Source organism: Nocardioides ochotonae (assembly GCF_011420305.2).
Taxonomy (GTDB): domain Bacteria; phylum Actinomycetota; class Actinomycetes; order Propionibacteriales; family Nocardioidaceae; genus Nocardioides; species Nocardioides ochotonae.
On the sequence record NZ_CP061769.1, the window covers coordinates 2604026 to 2628591 of the forward strand.

A 24566-nucleotide genomic window follows, 5' to 3' on the forward strand; every position below is an offset into this window, starting at 1 on the left:
CCCCAGACCGGTCAGGTCCAGGGACGGGGGTCAGTGGTCAGGCGGCGCGCGCCAGGATCGTCGCAGCCGCGGCCTCGAGGTCCTCAAGGGTGTGGTTTACGACCTCAAGGTCCACGGGGTATCCATCGAGCTCAGTCTCAGAATCGTGCGTGTCCAGCGGGACGGTCTGCCCGTCGCCGGTGCGCAAGGTGGTCGGGCAGTCAGGGCGTACGACGCGGACTAGGTAGCCGCCCGCCGCGCGGATCCCGTCGGCCTCGTTTCGGTACCTCACGTCGGTAACGACCGCGCGACCGTTCGCCACGGCGTGCGGCAGCGTGGCGCGCACCCAGAAGTCGCGGTCAAGCGCGCGGACCGCGCCGCCGAACTCCTGTAGCAGCCGACGTACCTCAGGCAGGGCCTTCGCGGTCTCCCAGCCAGTGGAGTCGATCAGGTCGCCCAGCCGCTGCCCGCCCTTGTAAAGGGGGTTAGTCGCCAGTAGCGCGACCTTGAGGGGGTCAGCGAAAGCAAACCGGGTGTAACCGTGCGGGATCAGGTAGCCGGCCAGGGTGTCCTTCCCGGCGCGCTTCTTGCCGACGATTCCGACTAGGGACATTCGCACCCGCCGCCCTTGTCGGCCTCACCCGCTGCGCGGATCGCGGCGGCGAGGCGTACCAGATCGGTCGCGCGTTGCCGCAGTTCGGCGGCGCGCTCAGGGTCGCCGAAGTGGGCGAAGCGCGCCATATCGGCCAGTAGTTCGGCCTCGTCGTGCAGGGCGTCGGCTGCCCGGTCGTGGTCGTCGTCCCACGACATTAGGTCCTCCTCTCCCAGTGATGGGGCGGGGCGCAATCGCCCCGCGACTTACCGGTGAGGTAGTGCGCCAGTGAGGCGCGGACTGCCCAGGTGTGGACCTAATGCCGCGGGCTCATTAGGGCAGGGCCTACCCGCCCAGATCGGCGTCAGCCAGCTCGTCATCGACCAGGTCGGCCTCATCGAGCTCAAGGGCCTCGCAGACCGCCTGACGGTTGGCAGCCGGGACGGCAGTCAGACCGGTGCCGGACAGGAACGCAGCCAGGATCGACAGGGCCTCCGACATGGTCACGCCGTCGTCAACGATCGGCGTAGCAACGGCGATCGCCGCGACCAGACCACCGATGAACATGCGGACGTACGGGTTAGACGGCAGGGGCATAGGTGACCTCCTCAGGTGTAGACACGATCCAGGAACGGAACTAGCGCGCCGACCGCGCCGACGACGCCCAGGGCAGCCGCGCCCAGTTGCCTAGGCGTGATCGCCGGGACGCGCTCAAGGGCGCGTAGGCGGGCATCGTGCTCGTGCGCCGCGGCGCGCAGGTCGGCGATATCGCGCTCGTGGGCGTCCAGTTGCGACCCGTGCCGGGCCAGGGCGACGTCGACCTTCGCCTCCAGGCGTACCGCCCAGGTCGGCACGGACTCATCGGGCACGACGTCGTCCTCGGGCCTCACGGCACGACCCTGAAGCCCTGACGGTCGCCCAGGGCGGTCAGGGACGCACGGCCAGGGATCCCGTCGGCGTCGGCACCGGTGTAGCCGAGGCGCCGCTGCCATTCGGCGAACGTCGCGCAGCCCTCGGCCTTGAGGGCCGCGCGTACGCGGCGACGATCGGCCAGGACGCGCTTCCCGGTCAGGGCGCGCCGCCATGCGGGGGTTTGCGCGGCACGCTTGACCCGCTCGAGCGACACGGCGGGGCGGGTGTCAGCAGGGGCGCGCAGTTCACCCATCCGCGCGGCGACCCGGTCGCGGAACTTCGCCATATCAAACGTCGGGTCGATCTTGCCGGTTACCGACGTCTCGCGGTGCCCGCGCACCGTCTTAGCGGAGTTGCCCGTGACGTGCAGACACAGGACAGCGCACAGGGTCACGTAGGCCTCGTACTGCGCCGACGGCCAGGGCTCACCGACGCCGTCGTTAAACGCCTCGATGCCGACATAGAGGGCGTTACCATCGCCACCGGACACGCTGCCCGACGCCTTCGCCTTCCCGGCGTGATTGGCACGCCCCGCGGCGATCATGTAGACCGTTCCGTTACGGGACAGACCAAAGTGCGCCAGGGGGCCGGCCAGGTCCGACCGGCCATTCTTGAGCAGCGCCACTACTGCGGTGTCGGACACTGACCGACCGGTCGCGGTGTGGTGGCACAGGACGCCGACAGGGGCATGTGCGCCGGTCGAGGCGGGTCGTCCGCGGGTGCGCCACCCGTCGACCTCAACTACCGTCAGACCCGCCGCGCGCAGTCGCTTAGGCAGGTCGGCGGGCAGATACTTGTATGCCATGCGGGGCTCCTTTCGGGCACGCCAAATCGCCCCCGCCGCCATGAGGCGACAGGGGCGATAGGGCGGGGTAGGTCAGTCGGTCAGGAACGTGATCCCGTCCAGCGATATCCAGGTGTGGTCCACGTTGGAATCGCCGATATGGACCGCACCGTCAGCCATAACGGTCAGCCGGACCGCGACCGATCGGGTAACTGCCGAGACACTGGGTTGCACGTTTACGTCGTGTCGGTGGGTCGCCACAGCATCGTTAATTGGGGTGGTCGTGCGGTGCGTCGTCAGAGCGGCAGTCACGTCCGCAGTGACCGCGGCAGCGACGGCAGGCAGCTCGACGTCATAGGCGGGTCGGTGGCCTTCAGGAAGGCGGAACATGTTGCCGACCGTGCCCGACTTGAGGACGCCGCGCAGGTGGACCCGGTTGCCGATCCGGCGATAACCGGGCGTCGCGTAGGGCGTGCCGTAGGCCACCCAGGAGTTAGCCAGGGTTACGTCGATCCAGCCCGTGTCGTCGGTGCGCGCGCCGTCGGCGTTCCACGCCAGGGGGCCGACCCGCCCCGCGCCGTCGCCACGCAGCTCGATGAGAGGCCCGGCGGCGTCAGTGCGCGCACTTACCAGTCGGGCAGGGATGCCCGCCGCGGCGAAGGAACTGGCCTCAGGCAGGGCCAGGCCCGGCGTCCCGGTCCTCATGTCCAGGGCGATCGTCTCGACGCCCACAGGCGCATCCCAGGCGGTCCAGCCCGTCGAGTCGCCAGCCCAGTAGGTGTATACGCGCACGTAGTCGACGTCGGACGGCACGGGCGGGGCGGACACGACCAGGACGGCCCGCGGCGGGTAGGTGACCTGCCGCGGCGGACTAGCCAGCGTCTCGTGCCCGGCATCGTCGCGCAGGGTGTACCGCACGGTCTCGTACAGACTGCCGATCTGCGCGTTACCGTCGCTGCGCGTCGGCCACTTGCCCGCCCCGTAGGCGAACAGGATCCATCCCTCATCCGTAGGACTCAGGTGGTAATTGGTCGACGCGCTATCAGGGACGCCAGGATATTCGGCACTCGTGGCGACCGTAAACGAATGGTGCGGGTCGAGGGGGTTTTCGTTCAAGTAACTGACCGCAATACCCGTAAACCGACCATTGTACGGTGCCCGGTTATCGGCGGTATTACAGAACGCGATCCAGGACGTGGTATCGGCGGTGCCGTTACCGTTTCCATAGGCGGCCACCAAACGGCGCGCACCAGTCGGCGCGGTATAGCCGGTAATGGTCGCGTCGCCACCGAATACACCCGCGCCGACGGGCGCGAGCGTTTCGGTGTTTAGGAAACGCTTTACCACGGTGCCATTCTTGTCCACGAACAGGACGGCCACTTCCGTATCCAGCCATGACGCAATTGCGGGCGCGCCGAAATTGCGCGACGGGTCGCCGTTATCGTTTCGGGAACCGACCTCGATCTGCGTCGCAACCGTATTCTCGGCTTCGATGGTCGTGCCGCTTAGGCGCATTACGCGCCAGTGGACCGAAACGTCGGTATCGCGGTAGAGAACGTAACGCTTCCCGCCGACCACGACCATACCGCGAAGCCACATATTGCCCGGCGTAAACTTGCGGATAGTCGCGCTATATCGCGTGACCGCGCCAGTGGACGGAATGATCTTCTCGTAATAGACCTGTCCGGCGCGGTCGCCGGTGTGCTGCGCGACGATAGCGATAATGGAACCGTCGGTGTTTTCGACGCCCAGAACGCGCTCGGCCTTTCGGTGGTCGTCGTCCACGAAACCGTTTAGCGCGACCGTCGGCCAGCCGTAGAATACCGTCGGCACCTTCGCGGGGTCGGAAACGCCCTCCGCTAGCGCGACCTCCGCGCCCTGCGCGATGACATTGTTACGACCCAGAATCTGGAGGCCATTCTGGACGGTCAGGGCGAGGGCAATCAGTTCGGCGGTAATCGTGGCAGCGGAACCGTCGGCAGGAAAGTGGATAACGCCACCGTTCTCGAGCTGGACGATGATGCCCTGCTCGTGCGACAGCGAAATACGCCCGCCGACCGACAGGGATCCCAGCAGGGCGTACCCGCCGACCAGGTCGCCCGCGACGATCTTGGATGCGGCCAGGGTCGTGACCGCGTCGTCGTCAATCAGGCGCAGGCTGCCCTCGGTTTCGGGGCCGGGGCCGGCCTCACCGGACACGTTGCGGGCGACCGTGCGGAAGTAGTAGACCGCGTCGGGATCCAGGGGCGATCCGTCGGGCAGGGCCTGGACAGAAACGACCTGTGACGCGGTGGTGGTGACCAGTGTCGCGGAGTCGGGGGTGAAGCCCGACGTGGTCGACATGTGGTAATCCAGCGTCAGGACCAGGGCGGGGTCAGCCCCGACGACCTCGAGGACGATCCCGCGGGGGTTGCCGTAGGCGACCAGGGACGGCGACACCTCAGGGGCAGGGGGCGGGATGACCTCCATCCCAGAGGTGTCGACCGTCGCACCGTCCAGGCGCGGGGTCACGCCCAGGACGTCCACGACGTACAGGTCAGACCCGTCGTAGGCCAGTCGGACCGGTTCGCCCCTGCCCTCGTCGCGGATGCCCTCGGGCAGGTACGGGATCAGGTTGTGCGGCACGTCGGCCTCGAGGACGTCGTCGGCCTCCTCAAGTCCTTCAGTGGCGACATGCGCCACCATTCGGGTGATCGGCGCGCCGTCAATGTCCAGGGGCGCGACCAGGTCACCCGCCTCCAGGGCGACCGGCAGGGGGTCAGTCAGGGTGACCGCTCCGGTGTCCAGGTCCGCAGCGGCGTAGGCGACGTCGGTGCCGTCGTCCAGCCGCAGGATCCCGCCGCCCTCATTGAACTCGTCGGCAGTGTCCAGGTACAGGACCGTGTCGCCGACGGCAGCGGACACGACCAGCTCGTCACAGACCGTCTCCGCATTAACGGCGACGATCTGCCCGGTGGTGTAGGTCATCGACGGATCCTCCTCCGGTTCGGGGTGGTCTTCTTGAAATAGCCGACGGACATAACCGGGTCGCCCGACGGGGTTAGCGGGATCGTGAACTGCCGCAGGTAGAACGTCGTCGTGAAGTCGCCTGTCTTAACACGCACCTTGTCGCCCGGCTCAAGGTGCGGAATGGGCAGGGAATCGAAGGCGACCGTCACGGTCTCGGCCAGCCGCGCCGACAGGGTCGCCCGTGCCCGTTCGGCGGCATCCTTGCGGGTCCTAATCGAGGTGTCCTCGATCGTTTCGGGCAGGTACTTAGGCGCGCCGGTTCGGCCCAGTCGCCAGGGACTCAGCGGGTGATCGCGCGGCGCGGTGGCCTGCGCGCGGACCCGTTGCTTGCCCTTTCCCTCGGGCTTCTTACCCAGGACCTGGATCGTGTTCTTCAGGTCGGTCAGTTCGTAGGACACCTGCACGTCGCTTAGGACGTCGCCCCCATCGCCGTCGGTGAACGTATAGACGACGTTCTCCGGTCGCTTGCGCAGGGTTAGCGTCCCGTCGCCGGTGTAGAACAACTGCTCGCCCATGCCGCGGGCGAAACTCTGGGCGGTCTCCCAGATCGACAGGGTGCGGTCAAGGTTGCGCGCCTTCGGCAGTTTCGGGCCGCGACCCTTAGCGACACTGACCCGGCCCTCACCGGCCCGGTTAATCATCAGTGTGCGGATCGCATCGGATGACCGGGTGCCGCGGGTCAGTTTGAGGGTCCGCCAGATCGCGCCCGCGGCGAGCGTCTCCTTGCCCTGCGCCTCAACCGTGACGACGTCGCGCGCGCGGTCCAGCTTCGTGACCGGTCCCAGGAACACAGGCACGTCCACCCAGCGCCCCAGGGCCTCGACGTACACGCCGTAGATCACTTGGATCATGCGATCGGCGTACAGGGCACCGTCGTCGGGCGAGTCGGTGTCGAAGCTCAGGGCGTGGGTGGGATCCAGCAGCGTCAGGGACGCCGTGCGGGTGACGTCGGCGTCGCGGTCGACCGTGACCTGACCGTCGATCAGGACCTCCGACCCGCCAGTCTTCGGGTCGACTAGGCGGGATACGACCGCGCCCTGTAGGTCAGTCACATTGACCAGGACGCGCACGCGGTGGGTCGACCGCAGCGCGTCCTCGAATAGCAGCCGGTCGCCGTCCTTGAGTCCTAGGGTGTTCAACCGGTGCCCTCCTTTACTTGATCTTGAACGGCAGTTCTCCGGTCTGCCAGAAGTCGAACGTGACGGACATGAGGGACTGCCCAGCCCGCGACTTCGGGCTAGGCGACATGGCGATGTTTCCGACCAGTACCGGGATATTGACGTCACCCGCGACCAGCCGCAGGACGGCAGTCGGGTCGCCCTTAATCGCCATTAGGTCGGCCTGCCATTCGGCGCAGGTCCGCCCGAAACCGTCCATAAGGTCGCCGCTCAGGTTGCCCTCAAGTCCACGCATGGCAGACACGATGCGGATAGGGCGACTACCCCCGACGGGGGTATAGACCGAGGACTCCTCAGGCATCGACCAGGACCCGTCGTCGTCGCCGAACAGACAGACCGACGCGCCGGTTTCGGTGTTGACCAGCCAGAGTCCCTCGGTGCCCATCGTCGTCGTGACGACTGCGCTCCGGTTGCCCAATCGGTTGTTTACGTTCGGGCGGACGTAATAGCGGTGCGCGGTGTGCGGCTGCGCCGAATAGTCGCGCCAGACGAACGTCGCACCGTCGTCCTGGATCGTCTCCTCAGGCAGGACTTCCACGGCCAGGGCTCGACCGTCGCGGTAGATCGTCCAGTTGTCGGGGGTGTCGGGCCGCGTCCAGCGCAGCTCGACGTACGGCGCGCCGCGGTAGGGCGGGGCACAGGTCAGGTCGGTCGGGGCCGGGATCGTGTCGTCGACCTGGACGGCGAACGACACAGCAGGGCTGGAGGCGTGCGCAGGTGCGCCAGGGGTCTCCACGCGGAGCCGCGCGTCCCAGACCCGCACGACCACCCTGTAGGTCTGATCGTCGGACAGTGGGGTGCGGATGTTATGCACCACGTCGTCGCTCGGAATCTCACCGGAGTCGTAGACCTTGTCGCCGCCCTCATCGCGCACGATGACCTGATAACGCACCTGCCCGTCGTGGGGCTCCCACACGATCGGCGGGGTGGTTTCCCACACGACGCCGTCGGCAGGGCTAATGATCGTCGGCGGGGTCAGGGCCTCATAGGTGACCTCGTCGGACCAGTCCGACCAGTTGGTAGACCACAGCCCCGCGCCGTCACGGGCGCGCACCCGCCATTCCAGCCCCGTCGATCCGAAACCACCGAAGTCGGTCTCGGACAGGTCCAGCTCGGCGGCGCGCGTCTCAGTCACAGGCGACGTCCAGGTGTCGCCGGTGTCAGGGTCGCGGATCTCCACCTGGACCGCAGACAGGCGCGTGTTACCACCGACGTCCAGGTAGTCAAACCGGAGCGTCGGGTGCGTCGTGGACACGATGCCGCCAGCAGGGCGCAGGTCGGTCGGGGTCGCGGGACGGTCCGACCACGACACCTCCAGCGTCGGACGCTTGCCGGTGTTGAACGAATACAGGCGCAGCAGGCGGTCAGCGTCGTCGACCGCGGACAGGGACAGGCGGACGCCGTAGTTAGGCGCGCCGTTCGCCCAGGCCTGGACAATGCTCGTGACGTCGACCGTGATCGCCCGCCCGTCGCGCAGGTTGCCCAGGGCCGCACTAACGGCAGGCGACCCGGTCACGTCAGGGCGACGATTCCAGGTGACCTGCCGTTGCTTCCACGACTCAGACACGCGGTGAACACTCACGGTGCGCGACGGACCCTTAGACGCCCCGCGCGCATACACGCGCAGGGTCGCCTTCGTGACAGTCGCGCCCTGCGGCACCGGCGACCGGAAGTAGACGAAACCGACGGCCTCAGCGGGGCGCAGTTCCAGGGACTTCGCCCCCGCAAAATTGCGCCCCTCCTTTCGCTTAGCGGCGTGCGTATCAAAGCCTGACCTAACGGTCACGCTACTCATCGCATCATCCTCCTAGTGGTACCGGCGTAGGCAGTTTCGCCGTGGTAGGTGTCCTCGGCGACCTCACGCATATAGGCGTCAAATCGCCGATCGCCGACGACCAGCTCGACGCGGCGGGGCCGGGCGTTGTTCGCCTCAGCGAACGCCGCAAACTGCCGATGGTTGAATACGGCCTCGGGCTTGCGGCTCGCGTTAAAGGCAAGCGCGCCGGGCTCCAAGATCCCGCCATTGTCAAAAATCTGCGGGATCGGGTTATCGGGAATCGGACCCCAATCAGGGATCAGACGGTTAACGTAGGCGACGGCACTATTAGCCAGGGACTGAATCGCGGGGCGGATCAGATCGCCCCACGCGCCGGTCAGCCCACTAAGGTCAAAACCGGAAATCAGGTCCTTAAGCTTCGTGATAACGCCGAGCCACTTCTTGAGTCGCCCGCCCTTCTTGTCCTTCTTGTCGTCCTTGTCGGTGCCGAATACCTTGGATCCGAAATCGCGGATACTGGACAAAAGACCACCACCCGCAAGACCGGGCAGCGTTCCGTATCGGTTAAGGTAATCCAGGGCACCGGGGAAGTCGCGCTCAAACCGACGGCGCGCTTCCTTTCGGATAACGAACTCGTCGGCGTGGACAATTCCAGCAGGGGCGAACTTAGCGCCGGGTCCGGTGTAACCACCGCGGGCGAAGGTAATCGTCGGCAGGTCACCAACGCCAGGAATGGCGTTAATGACCTTTCGCAGTCCGTTATTCCAGACCGTGTTAACGACGAACTCGACCGGCTTGCGGGCGGCGTCCTTGATCCCATTCCAGATATTCCGAATGGCCTCGACCCCGTTGCTAAAGGCGGATCGAACCTTGTCGAACATTCCCGTAACGCCGGACTTGATCTTGTCCCAGATATTAGACGCGACGTCCTTAATCTTGGACAGTCCCTTGTTCCACAGGTCCTTCAGCTTCAAAAGCCCGGCCTTGATATAGAACTTGATACCTTCCCAGGCCTTTACGAAAAGGTTCTTAATGCCGTTCCAAATCGCCTTGGTAACCTTGGAAAGGAGCTTCCCCATTCCCTTCCAAATCTTACCGATATTCTTGACGCCATTCTTCAGAATGTGCCACAGCAGGCGAATAGCGAGCGAAACCGCCTTCCCGGCCAACTTCAGGGCCAGACCGGGGACCTTCTTTAGCGCCGTCCATGCGCCCTTCCAGGAACCCAGGAGCTTGAGTGCGCCCTTCTTGAAAATGTTAATGATGCCGATATTCCACCAGACCCTAATGAGTCCGATGACAAAGTTAATGGCACCCTTAACAATGTCCTTGATTCCCTGCCAGGCCTTACTGAAATCGCCGTGCAGCAGGCCGGAAATGACCGACACAACGCCGGCCACAACGGTCATCAAACCGCCAAAGCCCTGGATAATGCCGTTAATGACCCCGATTACCGCACTGCCGAATACCTTGAGGAAGAACTGCGCGATAGGCGTAACGATCGGAATTAGGTCCGCCAGGGCAGGGGCAAACTTTGTCGTCCAGATATCGGCGATCTTCGAAACGCCGTCGCCCAGGGTGGCAAACAGTTCGGATCCCAGGGACGACAGGACCGGCGACAACTTGCCCCAGGCGTTGCCCAGGGCGGTCCCGATCGTGGCAAACGACCCGACGAGGCCAGACAGGTCAACGCCGCCACCGTCGGCCAGGGACGCCTTCACCTTGTCGACCGCGCCGTTTACGTGCGTGCCGACCGCAGTGCCGATGCGGGCCGCCGTGCCCTCGATCGGGGCCATTAGGTCGGTCAGACCCTTGAATACGTCCTTGGCCTGACCGAAGCCTGCGCCCTCGAGGAAGTTAGCCCCGATACGACCCAGGGCGGCCATCATGTTCTTATACGCGCCCCGCGTCGTTTCGCCGGACTCAAGCGCCGCGCCGCCGATGTTCTTAGTGATGACCTTGCGGAACGTCGCCGCGTCGACCTTGCCGTCGGCGACCATCTCGCGCAGGGCGTCGGACGTTACGCCGTACTCATCGGCCAGCCACTGGAAGATCGGGATGCCGCGGTCCGCCAGTTGGTTTAGTTCCATCGTGTAGGCGCGACCCTGTGTGGTCGTCTTGTTAAGGATCGACCCCATCTCGGCCATAGGCACGCCAGCGATGGTTGCGGCGTCGGCGACCGCCATCAGGTAGTTGGTCAGTTCCTTACCGGGCTCGATCCCAGCGGCGACCGCGCCCGCTGCGGTGGTGGCAGCCTCACCCAGGCCGAACGCCGTGCCCTTAACCGACCCGAGGGCGGAGTCCATGATCTTCTGGATGGACTTCCCATCGTGGCCCAGCCCGCGGAGCTTGGCTTGCGCGTCCTCGATATCCAGCAGGCGCGAAATACCGCCCTTGAGGGCCGCGCCGCCGACGACAGTGGCAGCCAGACCGGCCACGCCGACGGCAGCCTTCGCACCCTTGAGCAGCCCAGCGCCCAGGGTCTGTCCCGCGCCGAGGCCTTGCTTACCGATCGAGCTCAGTTCGGAACGGACGCCCGAGGCCAGTTTGTTCGTGCTAGGCAGGATTGAGATATACGCGGCTCCTAGTTCGATAGCCACGGGGCAGCCTCCTTCAGTGGGCAGGGGTTAGGGGGTCGACCAGCCGAGCCAGGCGGCCATGTCGTCAATCGGCAGCGCGCCGCGTCCGTAGGTGGTGTCGGGGTCGTCCACGCCGGGGCGCGGGATCGGCTTCGGGTAGTCGCGCCGCTTGCCGCCAGATCGCTGCCAGTTGGCGACGCGGGCCGCGTCGGCGACCTCGGCCAGCAGCAGCTCGGTCATGCCCCAGTCGACGGCCTCGGGATCCAGGGCGCGGGCCAGCGCCGACGACCGCGGCGACTGCCGCACGATGACGTACAGGTCTGCCCACGAGAAGTGCGCAGACCCGACGTCCCGCAGGCGCAGCCCTAGGCCGATCAGGTCGTAGGCGATCGCCTCGGCGTAGCGGTCGACCGTCACCAGGAGTGAGTGCAGATCGACGTAGGACAGCCCGTAGACGGCGCGGATGACCTCACCGAAAGGAGGCGTTAATGGCCTCGTGCAGACGGGTCGCCAGGGCCTCAAACTGCGCCGGGGTCATGTTGTCGATGACCTCGAGGGCCTCATCGCCAGCGACGGCCTCGAGGATCGTAAAGGCCAGGTCCAGCTCGTCACGGCGACGGTTGGCGCGCAGCCAGCCGGGGGTGCGGACGACGTCAAGCGGACGCTCGAAGGTGTAGGTCTCGCCGTCGTGCTCGAACGTAAACAGGTCGGTGGTCATGGTGCGCGTAGGTCCTTTCGGGGTTTGGTCTCAGATCGTGGGACGCCGTCAGACAGGCGTAAACGGCCCGCAGACGGCCTGACCCCCGCCCATCGGGCAACCACCCGCAGGCGAGCGGGGGCGTCCACTACGCGCGAAGGCGCAGGTCAGGGCGGGGGCGAAAGGTGCCGTTTTGGCAGTCGCGGGGCATGAGTGCCAGCCGCATGACAGGTGTGGGCGGCGTCATGTTGACGGCGCGCCCAGGTTGCGCATCGGTCCAGGGGGTGCAGTTGGTGACCCTGCCCGCGCGGCGGACCTTTGCGCGTAGAAACCGCGCGGACAGGGGGCCTAGGGACCTGCGCTAGTCGCGCAGGACGTTAGACGTGACCTCAGGCGGTCTTCTTACCGTCGTCGACATACTTGACGGCGTTAGCGCCCAGGGTCGGGTCGACGAACGCCTCGACGGTCACCTGATAGCCGACGACCTCACCGTCGGCGTAGGTGACCTCACCGACCTCAGTGATCTGCCCGTCAGGGACGACGATGCGGATACGGGCCTCGCCGTCCTTGACCTCGAAGACGAAGGTCTTGTGCGGCAGGGTCTCGCCGTTGATCTTGACGGCGTGCAGGGTGCCCGCCTCAGCGGTCGCCGGGGTGGTGGTCACGTTCGCGTCGCCGTAGACGGTGCGCAGGACGTCGCCGTTAAGCGTCTCAAGGAAGGTGAACTGGTACGACACGGCGAAGTCGGTCTGGAGGACCTTGACGGTGTCGCCGCCCCAGGCCTTGACCTTCTCCGTGGATCGCTCAGTGGTCTCAGTGAGTCCGTCCTCACCGATGTAGCCCGCGCCCTTAAACGCCTCATCGAGGGCGGTCGTGGCGTCGGTCGGCAGGACAGTCCCCAGGGCGGCGATCAGGACGCCGCCAGTCGCCAGCGGCTTACCGGCGACAACGTTGGCAGCCATGTTAGGCATTACTTACTCCTCAGGGGTGGTGTCAGATTCGGTGTCGGGGTCGGGGTCGGCGGGGGTCGGCAGCGGCTCCGGTTCGAGCTCAGGGGCCAGCCACCCAGCAGCCGCCCACGCGCCGACACGATCGGCAGGGACGGCGACCACGACGTCAGGGAAGTAGGGATGACGCAGGTCAATCACAGGGCGTCTCCTCTCAGGTCCAGGGCGACGGTGAACACGTAGCGGGGCGTCGCACTAGTGGGGTCGGGCAGGTTCTGCGGACCGGCGACCTCAGTCACGCGCCGCGTGAACGCGCCACCGACGGTCTCGCCCTCGAGCGCCCCGACATAGGCGCGGGCCAGCCGGGCCAGCTCGGACGCGGCGACGTCGTCGGGTGCCCAGGCCTCCACGACGACCATCGCGGAATCCGTGACCAGGTTGCGACGGTTGCCGCCGACCCGCACGACCCGCACGAAGCGGTCGGGCCGGGGGTTAGGCACGCGGGTCACGACCCGCACGCCCAGCGCGTCCCGCAGGTGCGTGACCAGCAGGGCTTCGGGGTCAGGAAAGACAATCGCCTCAGCCATGCGCCTCACCCGCCCCGAATGTTCGACAGGGCGCGTACAAGGGTGTGGTTTTCGGCGTTGTCCCGCATAGCCTCGCCGGTCGCCGTGACCACTGCGCCGCGGGATCGCGTACGACCCGCCTCGACGTGGCCGACGTAGCCGGGGCCAACCTGCGCCAGGACCTTGTCGACCTTGGCGCGTAGGGCGGCGTCCACGCCGGGCGAACGGCGAATGGCCTCGAAGGCGCGCAGGTTCCAACTAATGCGCGTAGTGCCGGACGACGTAAAGCGTCCGCGCGCGTCGCGTGCAACCATCATCCCTCCGTTCGCTTTAGGTAGACCTCAGTGCCAGCCGCCCAGCCGAATGGCCCGCGGGTGTAGTCCAGGGGGTCGCCCTCGACCTCAAACTCCCGTTCGCCGATGACGACGCGGTCGCGGGATCCGATGACGAATGACGCCGGGACCAGTAGCGACCAGTGCAGGCAGGCCTCGTCACGGTCGGCCAGCGGCTCAGAGGTCGTCCTCGGATACGCGCCGTAGACCAGGACCTCGACCGGGGGCAGCCAGGTAGGAACCTCGTTCCCGTGCGCGTCGGTCACGCCAGCCACGAAGCGCCGCACGCCGACCGGCAGCCGGGCAATCACAGGTCCTCCCAGCTCGTCGACGACCGCCAGAGCGGGCGGGCCGCGTCGGCGGGCAGAGCAGGAACCATGTCGATCTGATAGGCGCGCCGCGACTTCGTACCGCCCAGGTCGGCGCGGTCCTCGTCGGTCAGGACCAGTGCGCCGGGGTCGTCGCCCCCGTAAGTCGTGTTCTTCTGGAACGGACCCGCCCCTTCCATGCGCGACCGGATCCCGTCGGGGTTGCGCAGGTGCCGGATAACGACACGCGCCGCGACCCGCCGCACGCGCGCCAGGGGCACGGCACCGGCCTCGATCCGGTCCGGCATATCAGGGAACTCGCGCACGATCAGGTCCTCAGCGTCGCCCAGCAGCGTTTCAATCTGCGCGGGCGTCGCAGGCACCGGATCGCCGATCCATCGGTCTGACACGTCGCTAACGGTCGACCAAAGAAGGGCCATGTGCGGCTCCTTTCGTGTGGGGCGGATATGCCAGGAGCGGGGGCCAGGCGTGGCACCTGACCCCCGCTACGGGGCTAATCCGCTCAGGCGGACGCGCCAGTGATCCGCACGAAGCGGTCCTCACGGCCCTTACGGACCATGAAGCCCAGGTGCGCGGTCACCTTGACGGCGAACATGTCGCGCTGCCACAGGTTGAGGGCCTTACCGCCCTTCGTGATCGTGGCCTGATCGGACACCTCGACCTGGATATCCTGCACAACGCCATAGAAGGCGTTCGACCACTCACCGGCGTAGCCGAGGACCTCCGCCCCGTCATCCGCGGGGGCGTAGACCGCGCCGACCCGCTTGACCGGGACGCCGAGGAGGGAGTTGACGGAACCCTCACGGGCGACGTCGTTGAGCAGGAGCGGACGCTCGTTGCCGTCGGTCGCGGACAGGAGGATGCCGCGGGCCTTCGGGGCCAGCGCGAAACCGGTCACGGTGCCGTTAGCGGCGGACACCAGACCGTCAATCTCGACCAGGTCGGTGTACGCGGTGGCAGCAGCCAGGCCGGCCTCCTGCGTAACCTTCGCCTTGAGGCTGTCAAAGGTGGTCCCGTTAACCGGGCCAGTGCCGTTCTCGGCGTGGAACACAGTGGCGTCAAACTTCGCGGCGATGGTGCCCGGCAGGCGACGGCGCAGCTCCTCGTAGAGGGCGGGCAGGTCGCGGCGGAACTCCTTGCTAAAGGTCTCGATGACGCCAATCTTGTGGCCCTTCATCTCGCGGAAGTCCACAGCCGCGTCACCGACGGCGATCTCGTCGGTCTCACCGGCCCAGTCGGCAGCCGGGTCGCCGGTAATCATCGGGACGGAAATACCGACGCCGGGGAGGTTGATCCGGTTGCACAGCGACATAACGGCAGACTGCTCCTGCGCGTCCTGCCAAATCTCAGCAGAAACCTCCTTCGGCAGGATCGCGGCAGGGGCGTCGCCGCGGTGCATCTTCTCAGCCATGAGGGTCAATCCTTTCGGGGTGCGCGAGCCGCGCGTGACGGTTCGCGGTGGTTAGGTAGGTCAGAGAAGCCCGCCCAGGACCGCGGCGAACTGATCCGCGGTCGACTCGGTGGACTTTCGGGTCTTGCCCTGCCCAGGGTTGGGGCGCGGGCCGGGACGGTCTGCCAGCCGCTCAGCCAGGGCGCGCAAGGTGTCCTCGTCGCCCTTGACCTTCGAAAGTGCCTCGGCGTCCTCACTGGACAGGCCCAGCTCGACGGCCAGCCGCAGGCGGACGAGGGCAGCCTCAGCCTCAGCGGCGCGGGCCTCAGCCTCATCGGCGCGGGTGTTCGCAGCGTCGAGGTCAGCGGTGCGCCGTTCGTCGTCGGTCATGCGCTCGCGCTCGAGCTCAGCCAGGCGATCGGCTGCGGCCTTATTCGACTTAGCGCGCTCCTCCCACTTTCGGGAATGGCGCTTGACGTCCTCGAGCTCAGCCTTGAGGGCGTCAACGGTCGGCGCCTCGGCGGCCTCATCGGTGCCGTGCGGCTCCTCAGGGGCGTCAGGGGTCGGGGTGGTTTCGATGGCAGACATAAGGGGTCCTCCCGTGCGGGTAGTTGGTTGGTGGCGCGGGACCGTGCGGTCACGCGCGGGCGACAGGACCGTCAGGGGGTCCTGTAGCGACCGGGTCGGTAGCCGTAGGGCAGGGCCGCTCCCGGAAAAACAGGGACGGGCACGCAGTCACAGGGGCCGTGGCCTGCGCCCAGGCTCACGCGGCGGGATCCGCGTCGTCGTCGGTGTCCTCGAGCCCTGCCTGCGCCGGGGTCGGCGCGACCGGGGCCGCGACGGTCACCGCGGGGCGCGCGCGCCGCTTGTCCGCGGCCAGGACCCGCTTCTCCAGCGGGGTCAGGCCCAGGCGGTCGTAGGTGACCTCAGAATCAGCCGGAAGGATGTCCGCGGCGACCAGCTTCACGGCCTCATCGGCAGCAGCGGCACGGGTCGGGGTCGCAGCGTCGCGCCACTTGACACCGACCTCGTTGAAACCATCGGGGACGTGTCCCTCACGGATCAGCAGCGCCAGGCGGGCGACCTCACGCCACGCACGCCCGAAGGTGACCTGTCGACGCTCAGCGCGCTTAATCAGGCGCGCCTCAGCGGCGCGGATCGCGTCGGCACTGGCAGGGTTGTCGGAAATGAAGCCCAGGTAAGTCGCCGGGATCGCAGCCTCAGCGGCCAGCAACTGCGCCAGTCCCCTGACCTGTTCCAGGTAGGGCGCGGGACTGGCAGCGTTGAACTCGCCGACCTGCGGCAGTTCGCCGTCCTCGTCGCGGGGCAGGGCCAGCATCCGGCCCATGACCAGCTCCCAGCCGGTGCGCAGGTTGCCATCCGCGTCGGCGAAGGACGACTCATCGGCACCCAGGGCGTACCGCTGCGGGGCACTGTAGAACTCCCGGTTGACCTCCATGCCGAGCAACGTCCGCACGGCCTGATCGGTGGTCGACCGGACTGCGCGGGTGATCTCCGAGCGCCCCCAGGGCCGGGACGCGCGCGGACGGTTGACCAGGGGCACGACCTGGACCCGTCCCAGCCGGTGCGGGTCACGACCGGGCCGGCCTTCGGTGTCCTCGACGTGCCATACGCCGCTGCGGTACGTCGCGGTCACGTTGTAGTCGGGCCGGTACAGGGTGATGGTCTGCGGGTCGCCCGCGTCGGTAACCTCGTCGATCGACACGGCGGACGTCAGGCGGCGCAGCCGGCCAGACCATTCGCCGGTAACGCGCAGGGGCGACTCGACGGTAATGAGGGGGCTCGGCTCATCGTCGTAGGCAGCGCCCAGGATGACGAACGACGCGCCGTAGATCAGCGCGTCCAGGTGGCCCAGCGCACCGTCGATCGCCAGCCCGTTGTCCTCGAAGATCTCGTCCAGACCGAACAGGTCGCCGCCCGACGTCGAGGTCCAGCCTTGAAAGTCCAGGCGCTCCTCGAGGGCGTCCACGGCGGTACCGGGCCAGCCGACGACAACCTCGATGTTGCGCAGGGCGGGCGGGATTGCGATGCCCAGGTGCCGGACCCGCTGCCTTCCGTCGTAGTAGGCGGCGCGCATCAGGTTCCCCATACGCAGGCGCGCCAGGGTGTGCAGGTGCTCAGCAATCAGGTCGGCCTCATCGTCGGTGAGGCGCAGGGTCGACAGGTCGATAGCGACGGCCACCGTGGGGGGCTCCTTTCGGGGTCAAAGAATGACGACGCGCGACGGGGTGCGCTCAGGGGCGAGGGATAGGCCGAAGGCGGCGAAGGTGACGGCGACCAGAGGGGTCAGGTCGGTTGTCGGGTCCTTGCGGTGCCATGCCCAGGCGTCGCCGAGCGGGCGCTTCCGCGCCGCTGCTAGCGCGTCGTTTAGGACGGGTTGATCGGGGTGCGCGAGTCGGCCTTGCACGGCGGCGTCGTAGAACCCTCCGCACGCCTGCGCGACCTCACGGCCCGATAGGACCTTGATCCGCTTGATCTTTGCCCGCTTCATCTCGGGGAGCAGTGAGGCGGCAGGGCCGATCGAATCGACGGCGACGTACGCGGTCGGCCAGCGCGCGGTAAGTGAGGCGAGGCGGTCGACAACCCAGCCGGTGCCGCGACGGTTGTCGACGACCTGGACGGATACGCGACCGTCGGCGATGCGCCCGGCGACGGCGATCGAGGCATGATCCCGATTAGGCGACACGTCGACGGCGAATACGACGCGACCCTCGGGGTCGGCGTCGGAGACGAGCGCCGCCCAGGCGTCCTCAGGGATCACGCGGAGCGCGGCCAGGCTGCCATCCCACATGCCGAGGCGTTCGCGGCAGAACGTCTCTTCGTCCATAGCGAAGAACTCGTCGCGGATCGTGTCCTCGGAAATGCGGACGCCGAGCGCGGGGTTTGTCGCCGCCCAGGTCGCCGGGGAATCGAATGGGTCATCGGTCGTCGCCGACCATTCGAGGTACGTGAGGCGCGAATCGTCGCCGGATAGTGCAGACTCACGGAAGCGGGTGAACACTTCGCCGCACATCGTCGGCGACGGCGGCGTGCCGAACAGCCAAATCTGCGGGTTAGGGCGCGCCGACACGGTCGGCAGGATCGCGGCGAACACTTCTTCGCCCAGCTCCTGCGCCTCGTCCAGGATTAGCAGATCCGCAGAGAACCCACGGCCAGACCCCTTCGAGCGGGCCAGAAACTTGACGGTCCGACCGTCGACGGTGACAAACTCGCGCGCCGCCGCGGTGCCGATCTTGACCCGCTTCTCGTTGCGTGCGCGCTCAAGGGCGGGCACGGTTTCAAAGTAGGAGAGCAGGCGCTGGAAACCGTTCTGCGCGGTCTTGAACTCGTGCGCGGAATGGATCAGGAGTCGGGCGTCGCCGAACACACCCAGCAGGAACGCGACCTCGAGGGCCTCGATGATCGCGCCTTTACCGTTCTGCCGCGGGACGCTAACGGCGACACGCGGGGTCGACCACAGGCCGGTAACCGGGTCGACAGATTGGGCGTCGAGGATGACGTCGCGCTGCCAGGGATCGAGAACTAGGCCGATGTTTCGGGCCAGGCCGACGACCTTCTCGCCGACGGTGCCGACGCGCGGCGGGGCGTGCCGCACGCGGGGCGCAGCCTCACCGGGTCGGTGAGAGGTCTCCGCAGGCGGGGCCGGGGATGAGGGCGGCGAGGTCATCGGCGGCGTCCTCCTTCGGCGTAAGGTCGTCGATCTGGTGCATCACTTCGGTCAGTTGTCTGGAGAGGGCGGCGACGTCGCGCGCCGAGGCGGTCTCGTCGATCTGCGCGGCCAGTCGGTCGCGGAGGGCGATCAAGCCCTCGAGGCGCGACACGGCGACCGCGTCGGTGAGGGGCCTCATCGGCCCGCCCACCGGAAGCGGCGAACGTGCGCCCGGTGGTCGCCGCCACCGGGGCGGACCGAGCCAGCTCCGACCGGGACCAGCCCGCGCACGCGGAAGTCGTCGATCTTGCGCGTGCCGTGCGTGCCCGCGGGGGCCACGAGCTGCCGCAGCCCGGTCGCCGCGGCCAGCATGAAGTCCCACCCGCGACCGTGCCGCTCGTCTACGTTGTCGTCGCCGCCGAACAGGACCGCGCGGGTGTGCGACTTGTCGGCGATCGTCTTCAGGGTCGCCATCGACTCGCGCACGGCCTTGACCCGGTTGGGGCGATCGGTGCGGGGGTTGACGTTCTGGACCTGTGACGGCGTGTGGTAGCAGAGCGCCTCGAGGGTGCGCCCCTGCCGGTCGCACAGGATCGCCGACACGGCGCGGGACCGACGGTTGCGCCCGTACGGGGTCGGGCTCAGGACGTGTCCGCGCTTCGCCACTGCGGTCCACTCATCACGCCGCCAGGCCACGACAAACTCGGGGGCCTCGAAGGCGACGCCTAGGCCGTGGCGGCGCAGCATCGCGCACAGTCCAGGGGCGGTCGCCTCCTGGATCAGGAACACGCTAACGCCGTCGCGGAGGAGGTCAATGAGGATGCGCTCGATCGTGTCGAGGGGCGTGCCGTGTTGGACGTTCCACGTCACGGCCCGAAATGTGTCGCCCACGGGCGGTCCTTCCTGTCTAGAGGTGCGGCAGGGAACCAAGCGCGCGCTTGGTGAACGGCCCGCATCGGTTGATATGACGCGGGATGCGGCGCGCGTCCCTAGCGGGCGCTTGGTAAGAAACCAATCGGGTGCTTGGGTACCCTGCCGCTGCGGCGGGCGGGGTACCAAGCAAGTGCTAGGTCGACGCATAGGGGCCGTCTTTAAATCCGACCGGGGGCACCAAGCGGGTGCTTGGGTGGCGTCACCAAGCGGACGCTTGGTTGGTGGCGCTTCGTCGACGAGCGGCCGGCCTGCCCCTGTGGAATCCGTCAGCCGTGTGTGTAGGGGGGACAAGGAACGAGGGGGGTGTAATCAGCCCCCTTTAGGGGTCGGTCCCCAGGGTCAACCAAGCAAGTGTTTGGTCGATTGCGACCAAGCGGACGCTTGGTTGGTCGTCGGGACGCGCTCGTCGACGCGCGTGCGGTGCGGGGGTCCGTCTTTAAACCAAGCGCGTGCTTGGTAGTTTGCTTTCGTTCGTTGCGCTCGGTGGTCGACCAAACGGTCGCTTGGTTGGGGCGTCAACGCGCGCTTACCAAGCGCGTGCTTGGTGCATGGATGCGCCGTGCCGAGCGCCGCTTGGTTGTGGTCGAGGGCAGGCACGGGGGATGCCCGTGCAGTCAGTAGCCAACAGCCGGCCACGGTTCCCACGCCACGCCTAGGTCCGAGGGTCGGGCTCAAGTAGTAGGGCCGGGCCATGTCCAGGACCGCCCACCACTGCCCCCGGTCCGCCCTCCGCCCCGCCTGGATCCCGCGCCGGGGGCCACCTACGACCCCCGCCCCTATGTCCCAGGGCGGGGCCTACCAGTGCCTCGTCGTAGGCATGTAGATCAGCGGGTCAGGGTTGCGACCCTTACGCCGATTACAAGGGTGGCAGCGCCATGCAAGGTTTGAGGGAGTGAACTCTAGGTCTGGGCGATCGACCACGGGGAGGATGTGGTCCAGCTCGGCAGCGGTCGGGGTGTAGCGAGGGGCCTTCGCGTCCAGGGCGATGCCACATTCGACGCACTTGAAAGTACCGTGCGCGATCGCCTTTCGCATTAGGTGCGCCCGCAACCTGCGCCACCTCGCCGACGACCGGGGCCGCTTCTTACGTGGCTTAGGCGTCGTCGGCATGGCGGGGGCACAAAGGGATAGGGGTGCGGCTAGCGGGCGAGAATCCGGCGAAACGCGCGGGCGCGCCGCACGGGGAGACGTTCTTACGCGGACGCCACCCGCACCGATAGCCACCGGCCCGAATGACGCGGAGACGCAACAGCGGCTCGGTGATCGTCGGCATGAGGGCGCTCCTAAAACGAGAACGCCCCCGGCGCTCGACCCGGCACGTGACCAGGGAGCAGCACGGGGGCGGGCCACCGAAGCGGCGCGGGCGAGCAGGCGCGGCGCAACGTCATCGGCGGCAGACTCAGGGACAGGGTCAAGGACAGGGGCAGCCGGTAGCCTGCCCGCTATATAAGGTCGCGCGGCACGGCGTACAGGTGTGCCCCTGTCCATATAGTTAGTGCGCCAGTAGTGGGGTAGCGTCGCCGCCTAAGTGACGGCCCGCCCCACATACGCCCCGTATTCGGGGCGGGTCGTCACGCCCGTCGGCGGCAGGCGCGGCAGCGGTGGTCCAGTCCGTCGGACCGTCCAGAGTCGCGGGCGAACTGCCGGACTGGCAGGACCTCACCGCACCTGGAGCAGCGCTTCCCACCGCGGCGGGTGCGCCATTCGATCCGGCGACGGGTGGCGGCGACCAGGGCCTCGACGTCGTCGGGGTCGTCCACGAAACGCAGGGCCAGATCCTCGAGCTCATCGGGCACGGCCCACCGCCTTGAGTCCGACGCGACTGACCGGCATAACGCGCGCCTTGACGTGGACGCGCCGGATCCGGTCGGGCCGGAACGAGCGCCATTGGTGGCAGCCCTTAGGCCCGCCGATGCCCTCGACCCATTCGGTCCCGGTCTCCGTTCGGACGTGGCGCAGGAACCGGAAGCGGCCACGTTCGCCGCGCACCGAGAACTCCACGCCGGGGCGCAGGTGGCGACCCGACGGCGCGACGTAGTCGGTCGTAAAGATCCAGCCCGCGGCGGGGTCGTGACGCGGCGGGGGTGGCGCAGTCTTGCGACGGCGCGGGGGCATAGGCGCCTCCTCATGTCGGGGGTTGACGATGAGTGAGTGCGCCAGTGCGGGGGCAGTTGCTCAGAGATGCTTCACAACCGGGGCAGGTCGGCGTACCTTGCCAGACATGACCAGTAAAACGATCGTCGTCCTGTCATGCGACCTATGCGACCACGTCGGCGAACTGTTCGACGTCCAAACCCATACCGTCGAAGTCGACCGCCAGCGCGTGGAGCTGGAGATGTGCCGGGATTGCTGGACGCAGTTTGAGGAGCAGTCCCGCCCACTACTGCGCGCCGGACGCAAGGCGGTCAGGGCAATACGGACGACCGCAGCGGCGTCCAGGCAGCGGCGCAGGTCGTCCAGTGCGCGGGTAGGTGGGAACTGATCGCGTCCCTAAACGCCTAACGCCCCCGGTCCCTAGTTAGGGGTCGGGGGCGTTGTCAGTCGTGGTCGGTTATGACCGGGTCGCCGCTATCGCGCCACGTCGCTAGGCGACCCAGGCCGGCCTCGAGCAGGACCGCAGCCAGGGGCGGGCTCACGCCCTCGATGTGCTGCGCACCGTCGACGTCGGTATACGCCACGTAGATCAGGTCACTCATCCGACTGCGCCTCCTGTCAGCCACGTCAGGACGATGACCTTCTCGAGGTCGGTCAGGTCGGAATAGTCGCCGACGGGCACGCCGACCAGGGCCACGATCGCATCGGTGAGGTGCGCGGACGGCCAGCCGTCGTACTCAGGCAGGGTCTTGGCTAGCGCGTCCGCGTGGACGGCGTAGGTGCCGTGCCGCTCGGTGTGCAGGACGATCATCGGACTCAGCCTCCTCAGTTCCAGGGTGCCCAGGACTCATACCCCCACCAGTCGTGGGTCATGGGGTCCATCCAGGGGTCCAGGTTAACGGTGTAGTCGGCGACCAGCTCGTAGGGCTCGTTACCCAGGACCAGGTAGACCCTTGACGTGGTCCTCGCCGACCCATTCGGCGGCGTGCTTTGCGGTGTACCCCCACATGTGCGCGCCGCAGGTGCAAACGGGCTTCCAGCAGTAGTTGCCGCCGACGTACTCGACGTGGACCTCGTGGTCAGTGGTCATGGTGGTCATCGTGCTCAACTCCTTTCACGCCGCCGCACCCGCGACGACGTTGTCGAACCAATTGGTTTGTTCCTCGACCGTGTCGAAGTGGTAGACGGCCTGCTGACCGTAGGCGTTCCATTCGACCCCGTACAGGGCACCCGCCCAAGTCTCGCCGACCGCGGCAGTCCACCCGCTCCCGTCGGGGGCTTCGTACATGGCATCCCAAGCGTGGGCGGAGACTGCCTCCCAGACACCCTCTGCGAAAGCTTCCCAGTCCATTGTCCCTCTCCTTTCCCTTTCCCTCTTTGGGCTTTCATTGTACCTCCGCGCAACGTTTCGCGCGACTCGGGGGCAGGGCGCGGGCACGGTTCTGCGGACCCCGCCGCTCGCCTTACTTTGCGGGTGTCACCTTCCGACCAGTCCCGACCACGGGGTAGGGAACGGCGCGAACGGCGGGGCCGTTTTGGGGGTTTGACGCGGTGCGCGGTAGTATGTTAGTGGTGGAAGAGAGGGCGTCTCGCGCGGAAGCGGCACCTATCGCCGTGCGCCGGGATCCGCCGGCCAGCGAGTCGGGGGCGGGTCGGCGTCCAGGTCCGCAGGCGTCGGCGGAGCTTGTCGGGGGCGTCCGTGGAATCCCAGGTGCGCCAGCAGCGTCAGGGCTGCGCCCAGGTCGTCGGCGTCGTCGTAGCGGTGCGCGTGGCGCGGGTCGGAAACCAAAGTGACCGCGGCATGATGCCCGCCCCACATGAGGGTATGCACGGGGGCGTTGTCGGGGCCGGTCGGCGCGTGCGCGTGACGGTGGCCCAGCTCGACAGCGGGGTAGGTGAATCCGCCCAGGTACAGGGCTGCGCGTCGGCGTCCGCCCCGTGCCTGCCGTTCGCGTAGGACCTCGATCAGTTCGGACATGCCGCACCTCCTAGACACTGCAGGTGAGTCGGGCCGGGGTCAGGCGCGGGACGTCAGTTATGTGGCGACCGGGGACGGTCGGGACGTCCCGCGCCCTAGCGCGTCGGGTTGTTGAGTCCGCGTGCCAGTACGGCGGTCCCGACGCGATATCCCTAGCGTGCCTCAGGGACGGGGTGCGCGGAAGGGGTACGGCGGCGCGGGTCGACAGGACCTAGTGCCCTAGACACCAGACCCGCCCCTCGTCGGGGTCGCCGTCGGGGGGCGGGCGTCGGGTGGCGCGCGTTAGGGCGCTTCGATGATGCGCGCCGGGTGGTGGTCGATATCCCACAGGTGGTTCGTGGTGGCGATCGTGCCTATGCCCGCCGCAGTTTGACGCAGGGCGTGGGCGATCCTCAGGGCGTGCGTGTCGTCGTAGGCGGCGAACTGCGTGGCGACGACCAGGGCGGGCTCGCCGTCGTCGTCGCGTACCGGCGTGACCGTCAGCTCCGTGCGCCGGGCGTCGGCCAGGGTGGTCAGCATGAGGCGGCGCAGGCGGTCGGCGGATTCCGTACTGTTCCAGCCTGGACGCGCGACCGGCGACGCGGTGAGGGTGATCTGATACGTCCCGGTGACATGTTGCGGCGGGGGCGCGGGGCGGGCAGCCTCCCAGGAGATTGTCAGCGCGTCGCCGTCGTCGTCGGTTAGTTCTTCGTTCCAGTGCGACCCGGTGTAGCGGTGCGCCTCCCAGACCGGCGCAGACGTGCCGACCTCGAAGGCACACTGGAGGATCTTGCCGCCGACGACGATGGTGGACGGGCAGCGGTAGGGGGTGGTTTCCATA

The 24566-nt window shown here is 67.4% G+C and carries 30 protein-coding genes; all 30 read right to left on the bottom strand.

The genetic code is table 11. The features are described 5' to 3' along the window. Nucleotides 1-37: 37 nt before the first annotated feature. The 30 genes from HBO46_RS12575 to HBO46_RS12720 all read right to left on the bottom strand — a co-directional run bounded on the left by HBO46_RS12575 (nucleotide 38) and on the right by HBO46_RS12720 (nucleotide 24565). Entirely contained in the window at nucleotides 38-592 is a 555-nt protein-coding gene (locus HBO46_RS12575) for a deoxynucleotide monophosphate kinase family protein (protein ID WP_166139604.1), read from the bottom strand. Then, a complete protein-coding gene (locus HBO46_RS12580; protein ID WP_166139606.1) occupies nucleotides 583-789 on the bottom strand; it encodes a hypothetical protein in 207 nt (68 codons plus the stop codon). Before HBO46_RS12580 ends, HBO46_RS12575 begins: the two co-directional genes overlap by 10 nt. Nucleotides 790-916: 127 nt before the next feature. Further along, a complete protein-coding gene (locus tag HBO46_RS12585) occupies nucleotides 917-1168 on the bottom strand; it encodes a hypothetical protein (protein ID WP_166139608.1) in 252 nt (83 codons plus the stop codon). An 11-nt stretch (nucleotides 1169-1179) separates the two neighbouring features. Next, nucleotides 1180-1461 carry a hypothetical protein gene (locus tag HBO46_RS12590; protein WP_166139610.1) on the bottom strand — a complete coding sequence of 94 codons (282 nt, stop codon included), beginning with the start codon at nucleotides 1459-1461 and terminating at the stop codon, nucleotides 1180-1182. Further along, nucleotides 1458-2288 carry an N-acetylmuramoyl-L-alanine amidase gene (locus HBO46_RS12595; protein WP_166139612.1) on the bottom strand — a complete coding sequence of 277 codons (831 nt, stop codon included), beginning with the start codon at nucleotides 2286-2288 and terminating at the stop codon, nucleotides 1458-1460. The genes HBO46_RS12590 and HBO46_RS12595 overlap by 4 nt, the downstream gene beginning before the upstream one ends. Nucleotides 2289-2360: 72 nt before the next feature. Next, nucleotides 2361-5234 carry a hypothetical protein gene (locus HBO46_RS12600; protein ID WP_166139614.1) on the bottom strand — a complete coding sequence of 958 codons (2874 nt, stop codon included), beginning with the start codon at nucleotides 5232-5234 and terminating at the stop codon, nucleotides 2361-2363. Beyond that, the gene (locus HBO46_RS12605) at nucleotides 5231-6415 is read right to left on the bottom strand and encodes a hypothetical protein (RefSeq protein ID WP_166139616.1); all 1185 of its coding nucleotides are present in this window, start codon (nucleotides 6413-6415) and stop codon (nucleotides 5231-5233) included. Before HBO46_RS12605 ends, HBO46_RS12600 begins: the two co-directional genes overlap by 4 nt. A 13-nt stretch (nucleotides 6416-6428) precedes the next feature. Further along, nucleotides 6429-8249: a DNRLRE domain-containing protein gene (locus HBO46_RS12610; RefSeq protein WP_191480144.1), complete on the bottom strand. Its 1821-nt coding sequence runs from the start codon at nucleotides 8247-8249 to the stop codon at nucleotides 6429-6431. After that, a complete protein-coding gene (locus tag HBO46_RS12615; protein WP_191480145.1) occupies nucleotides 8246-10831 on the bottom strand; it encodes a tape measure protein in 2586 nt (861 codons plus the stop codon). Before HBO46_RS12615 ends, HBO46_RS12610 begins: the two co-directional genes overlap by 4 nt. 27 nt (nucleotides 10832-10858) lie before the next feature. Beyond that, the gene (locus tag HBO46_RS12620; protein ID WP_166140848.1) at nucleotides 10859-11227 is read right to left on the bottom strand and encodes a hypothetical protein; all 369 of its coding nucleotides are present in this window, start codon (nucleotides 11225-11227) and stop codon (nucleotides 10859-10861) included. Between the two features lie 52 nt (nucleotides 11228-11279). After that, complete coding sequence (locus HBO46_RS12625) at nucleotides 11280-11528, bottom strand: hypothetical protein (RefSeq protein WP_166140847.1); 249 nt, start codon at nucleotides 11526-11528, stop codon at nucleotides 11280-11282. 368 nt (nucleotides 11529-11896) lie between these two features. Next, nucleotides 11897-12469, bottom strand: coding sequence for a phage tail tube protein (locus tag HBO46_RS12630; RefSeq protein ID WP_166140851.1), 573 nt, complete (start codon nucleotides 12467-12469; stop codon nucleotides 11897-11899). Nucleotides 12470-12481: 12 nt separating this feature from the next. Next, nucleotides 12482-12655, bottom strand: coding sequence for a hypothetical protein (locus HBO46_RS12635; RefSeq protein WP_166140846.1), 174 nt, complete (start codon nucleotides 12653-12655; stop codon nucleotides 12482-12484). Beyond that, nucleotides 12652-13041 carry a hypothetical protein gene (locus HBO46_RS12640; RefSeq protein WP_166140845.1) on the bottom strand — a complete coding sequence of 130 codons (390 nt, stop codon included), beginning with the start codon at nucleotides 13039-13041 and terminating at the stop codon, nucleotides 12652-12654. The genes HBO46_RS12635 and HBO46_RS12640 overlap by 4 nt, the downstream gene beginning before the upstream one ends. Before the next feature lie 5 nt (nucleotides 13042-13046). Further along, nucleotides 13047-13337: a hypothetical protein gene (locus HBO46_RS12645; protein ID WP_191480126.1), complete on the bottom strand. Its 291-nt coding sequence runs from the start codon at nucleotides 13335-13337 to the stop codon at nucleotides 13047-13049. Continuing rightward, nucleotides 13334-13663: a hypothetical protein gene (locus HBO46_RS12650; protein ID WP_191480146.1), complete on the bottom strand. Its 330-nt coding sequence runs from the start codon at nucleotides 13661-13663 to the stop codon at nucleotides 13334-13336. Before HBO46_RS12650 ends, HBO46_RS12645 begins: the two co-directional genes overlap by 4 nt. Continuing rightward, on the bottom strand, nucleotides 13660-14100 hold the full coding sequence (locus HBO46_RS12655) for a Gp19/Gp15/Gp42 family protein (RefSeq protein ID WP_191480147.1): 441 nt from the start codon (nucleotides 14098-14100) through the stop codon (nucleotides 13660-13662). The genes HBO46_RS12650 and HBO46_RS12655 overlap by 4 nt, the downstream gene beginning before the upstream one ends. An 83-nt stretch (nucleotides 14101-14183) precedes the next feature. Beyond that, nucleotides 14184-15092 carry a phage major capsid protein gene (locus tag HBO46_RS12660; RefSeq protein ID WP_166140841.1) on the bottom strand — a complete coding sequence of 303 codons (909 nt, stop codon included), beginning with the start codon at nucleotides 15090-15092 and terminating at the stop codon, nucleotides 14184-14186. A 60-nt stretch (nucleotides 15093-15152) separates the two neighbouring features. After that, nucleotides 15153-15659, bottom strand: coding sequence for a hypothetical protein (locus tag HBO46_RS12665; protein ID WP_166140840.1), 507 nt, complete (start codon nucleotides 15657-15659; stop codon nucleotides 15153-15155). A gap of 175 nt (nucleotides 15660-15834) precedes the next feature. Further along, on the bottom strand, nucleotides 15835-17274 hold the full coding sequence (locus tag HBO46_RS12670; protein ID WP_166140839.1) for a phage portal protein: 1440 nt from the start codon (nucleotides 17272-17274) through the stop codon (nucleotides 15835-15837). A 21-nt stretch (nucleotides 17275-17295) separates the two neighbouring features. Beyond that, nucleotides 17296-18687, bottom strand: a complete 1392-nt coding sequence (locus HBO46_RS12675) for a terminase large subunit (RefSeq protein WP_166140838.1) — start codon at nucleotides 18685-18687, stop codon at nucleotides 17296-17298. 13 nt (nucleotides 18688-18700) lie between these two features. Continuing rightward, complete coding sequence (locus tag HBO46_RS12680) at nucleotides 18701-18940, bottom strand: hypothetical protein (RefSeq protein ID WP_166140837.1); 240 nt, start codon at nucleotides 18938-18940, stop codon at nucleotides 18701-18703. Next, nucleotides 18937-19611, bottom strand: a complete 675-nt coding sequence (locus HBO46_RS12685) for a hypothetical protein (RefSeq protein ID WP_166140836.1) — start codon at nucleotides 19609-19611, stop codon at nucleotides 18937-18939. The genes HBO46_RS12680 and HBO46_RS12685 overlap by 4 nt, the downstream gene beginning before the upstream one ends. Nucleotides 19612-20469: 858 nt before the next feature. Further along, a complete protein-coding gene (locus HBO46_RS20870) occupies nucleotides 20470-21162 on the bottom strand; it encodes an HNH endonuclease (protein ID WP_397185645.1) in 693 nt (230 codons plus the stop codon). A 297-nt stretch (nucleotides 21163-21459) separates the two neighbouring features. Then, nucleotides 21460-21789 carry a DUF7246 family protein gene (locus HBO46_RS12695; RefSeq protein WP_224768996.1) on the bottom strand — a complete coding sequence of 110 codons (330 nt, stop codon included), beginning with the start codon at nucleotides 21787-21789 and terminating at the stop codon, nucleotides 21460-21462. 422 nt (nucleotides 21790-22211) lie between these two features. Further along, complete coding sequence (locus HBO46_RS12700) at nucleotides 22212-22370, bottom strand: hypothetical protein (RefSeq protein WP_191480148.1); 159 nt, start codon at nucleotides 22368-22370, stop codon at nucleotides 22212-22214. Then, nucleotides 22367-22579: a hypothetical protein gene (locus tag HBO46_RS12705; protein WP_191480149.1), complete on the bottom strand. Its 213-nt coding sequence runs from the start codon at nucleotides 22577-22579 to the stop codon at nucleotides 22367-22369. Before HBO46_RS12705 ends, HBO46_RS12700 begins: the two co-directional genes overlap by 4 nt. A 303-nt stretch (nucleotides 22580-22882) precedes the next feature. After that, the gene (locus HBO46_RS12710) at nucleotides 22883-23119 is read right to left on the bottom strand and encodes a hypothetical protein (protein ID WP_166140856.1); all 237 of its coding nucleotides are present in this window, start codon (nucleotides 23117-23119) and stop codon (nucleotides 22883-22885) included. Between the two features lie 255 nt (nucleotides 23120-23374). Further along, nucleotides 23375-23746 (bottom strand): calponin homology domain-containing protein, encoded by a 372-nt coding sequence (locus tag HBO46_RS12715; RefSeq protein ID WP_166140855.1) that lies wholly within the window; start codon nucleotides 23744-23746, stop codon nucleotides 23375-23377. 282 nt (nucleotides 23747-24028) lie between these two features. Beyond that, complete coding sequence (locus HBO46_RS12720) at nucleotides 24029-24565, bottom strand: hypothetical protein (protein WP_166140854.1); 537 nt, start codon at nucleotides 24563-24565, stop codon at nucleotides 24029-24031. Nucleotide 24566 lies beyond the last annotated feature (1 nt).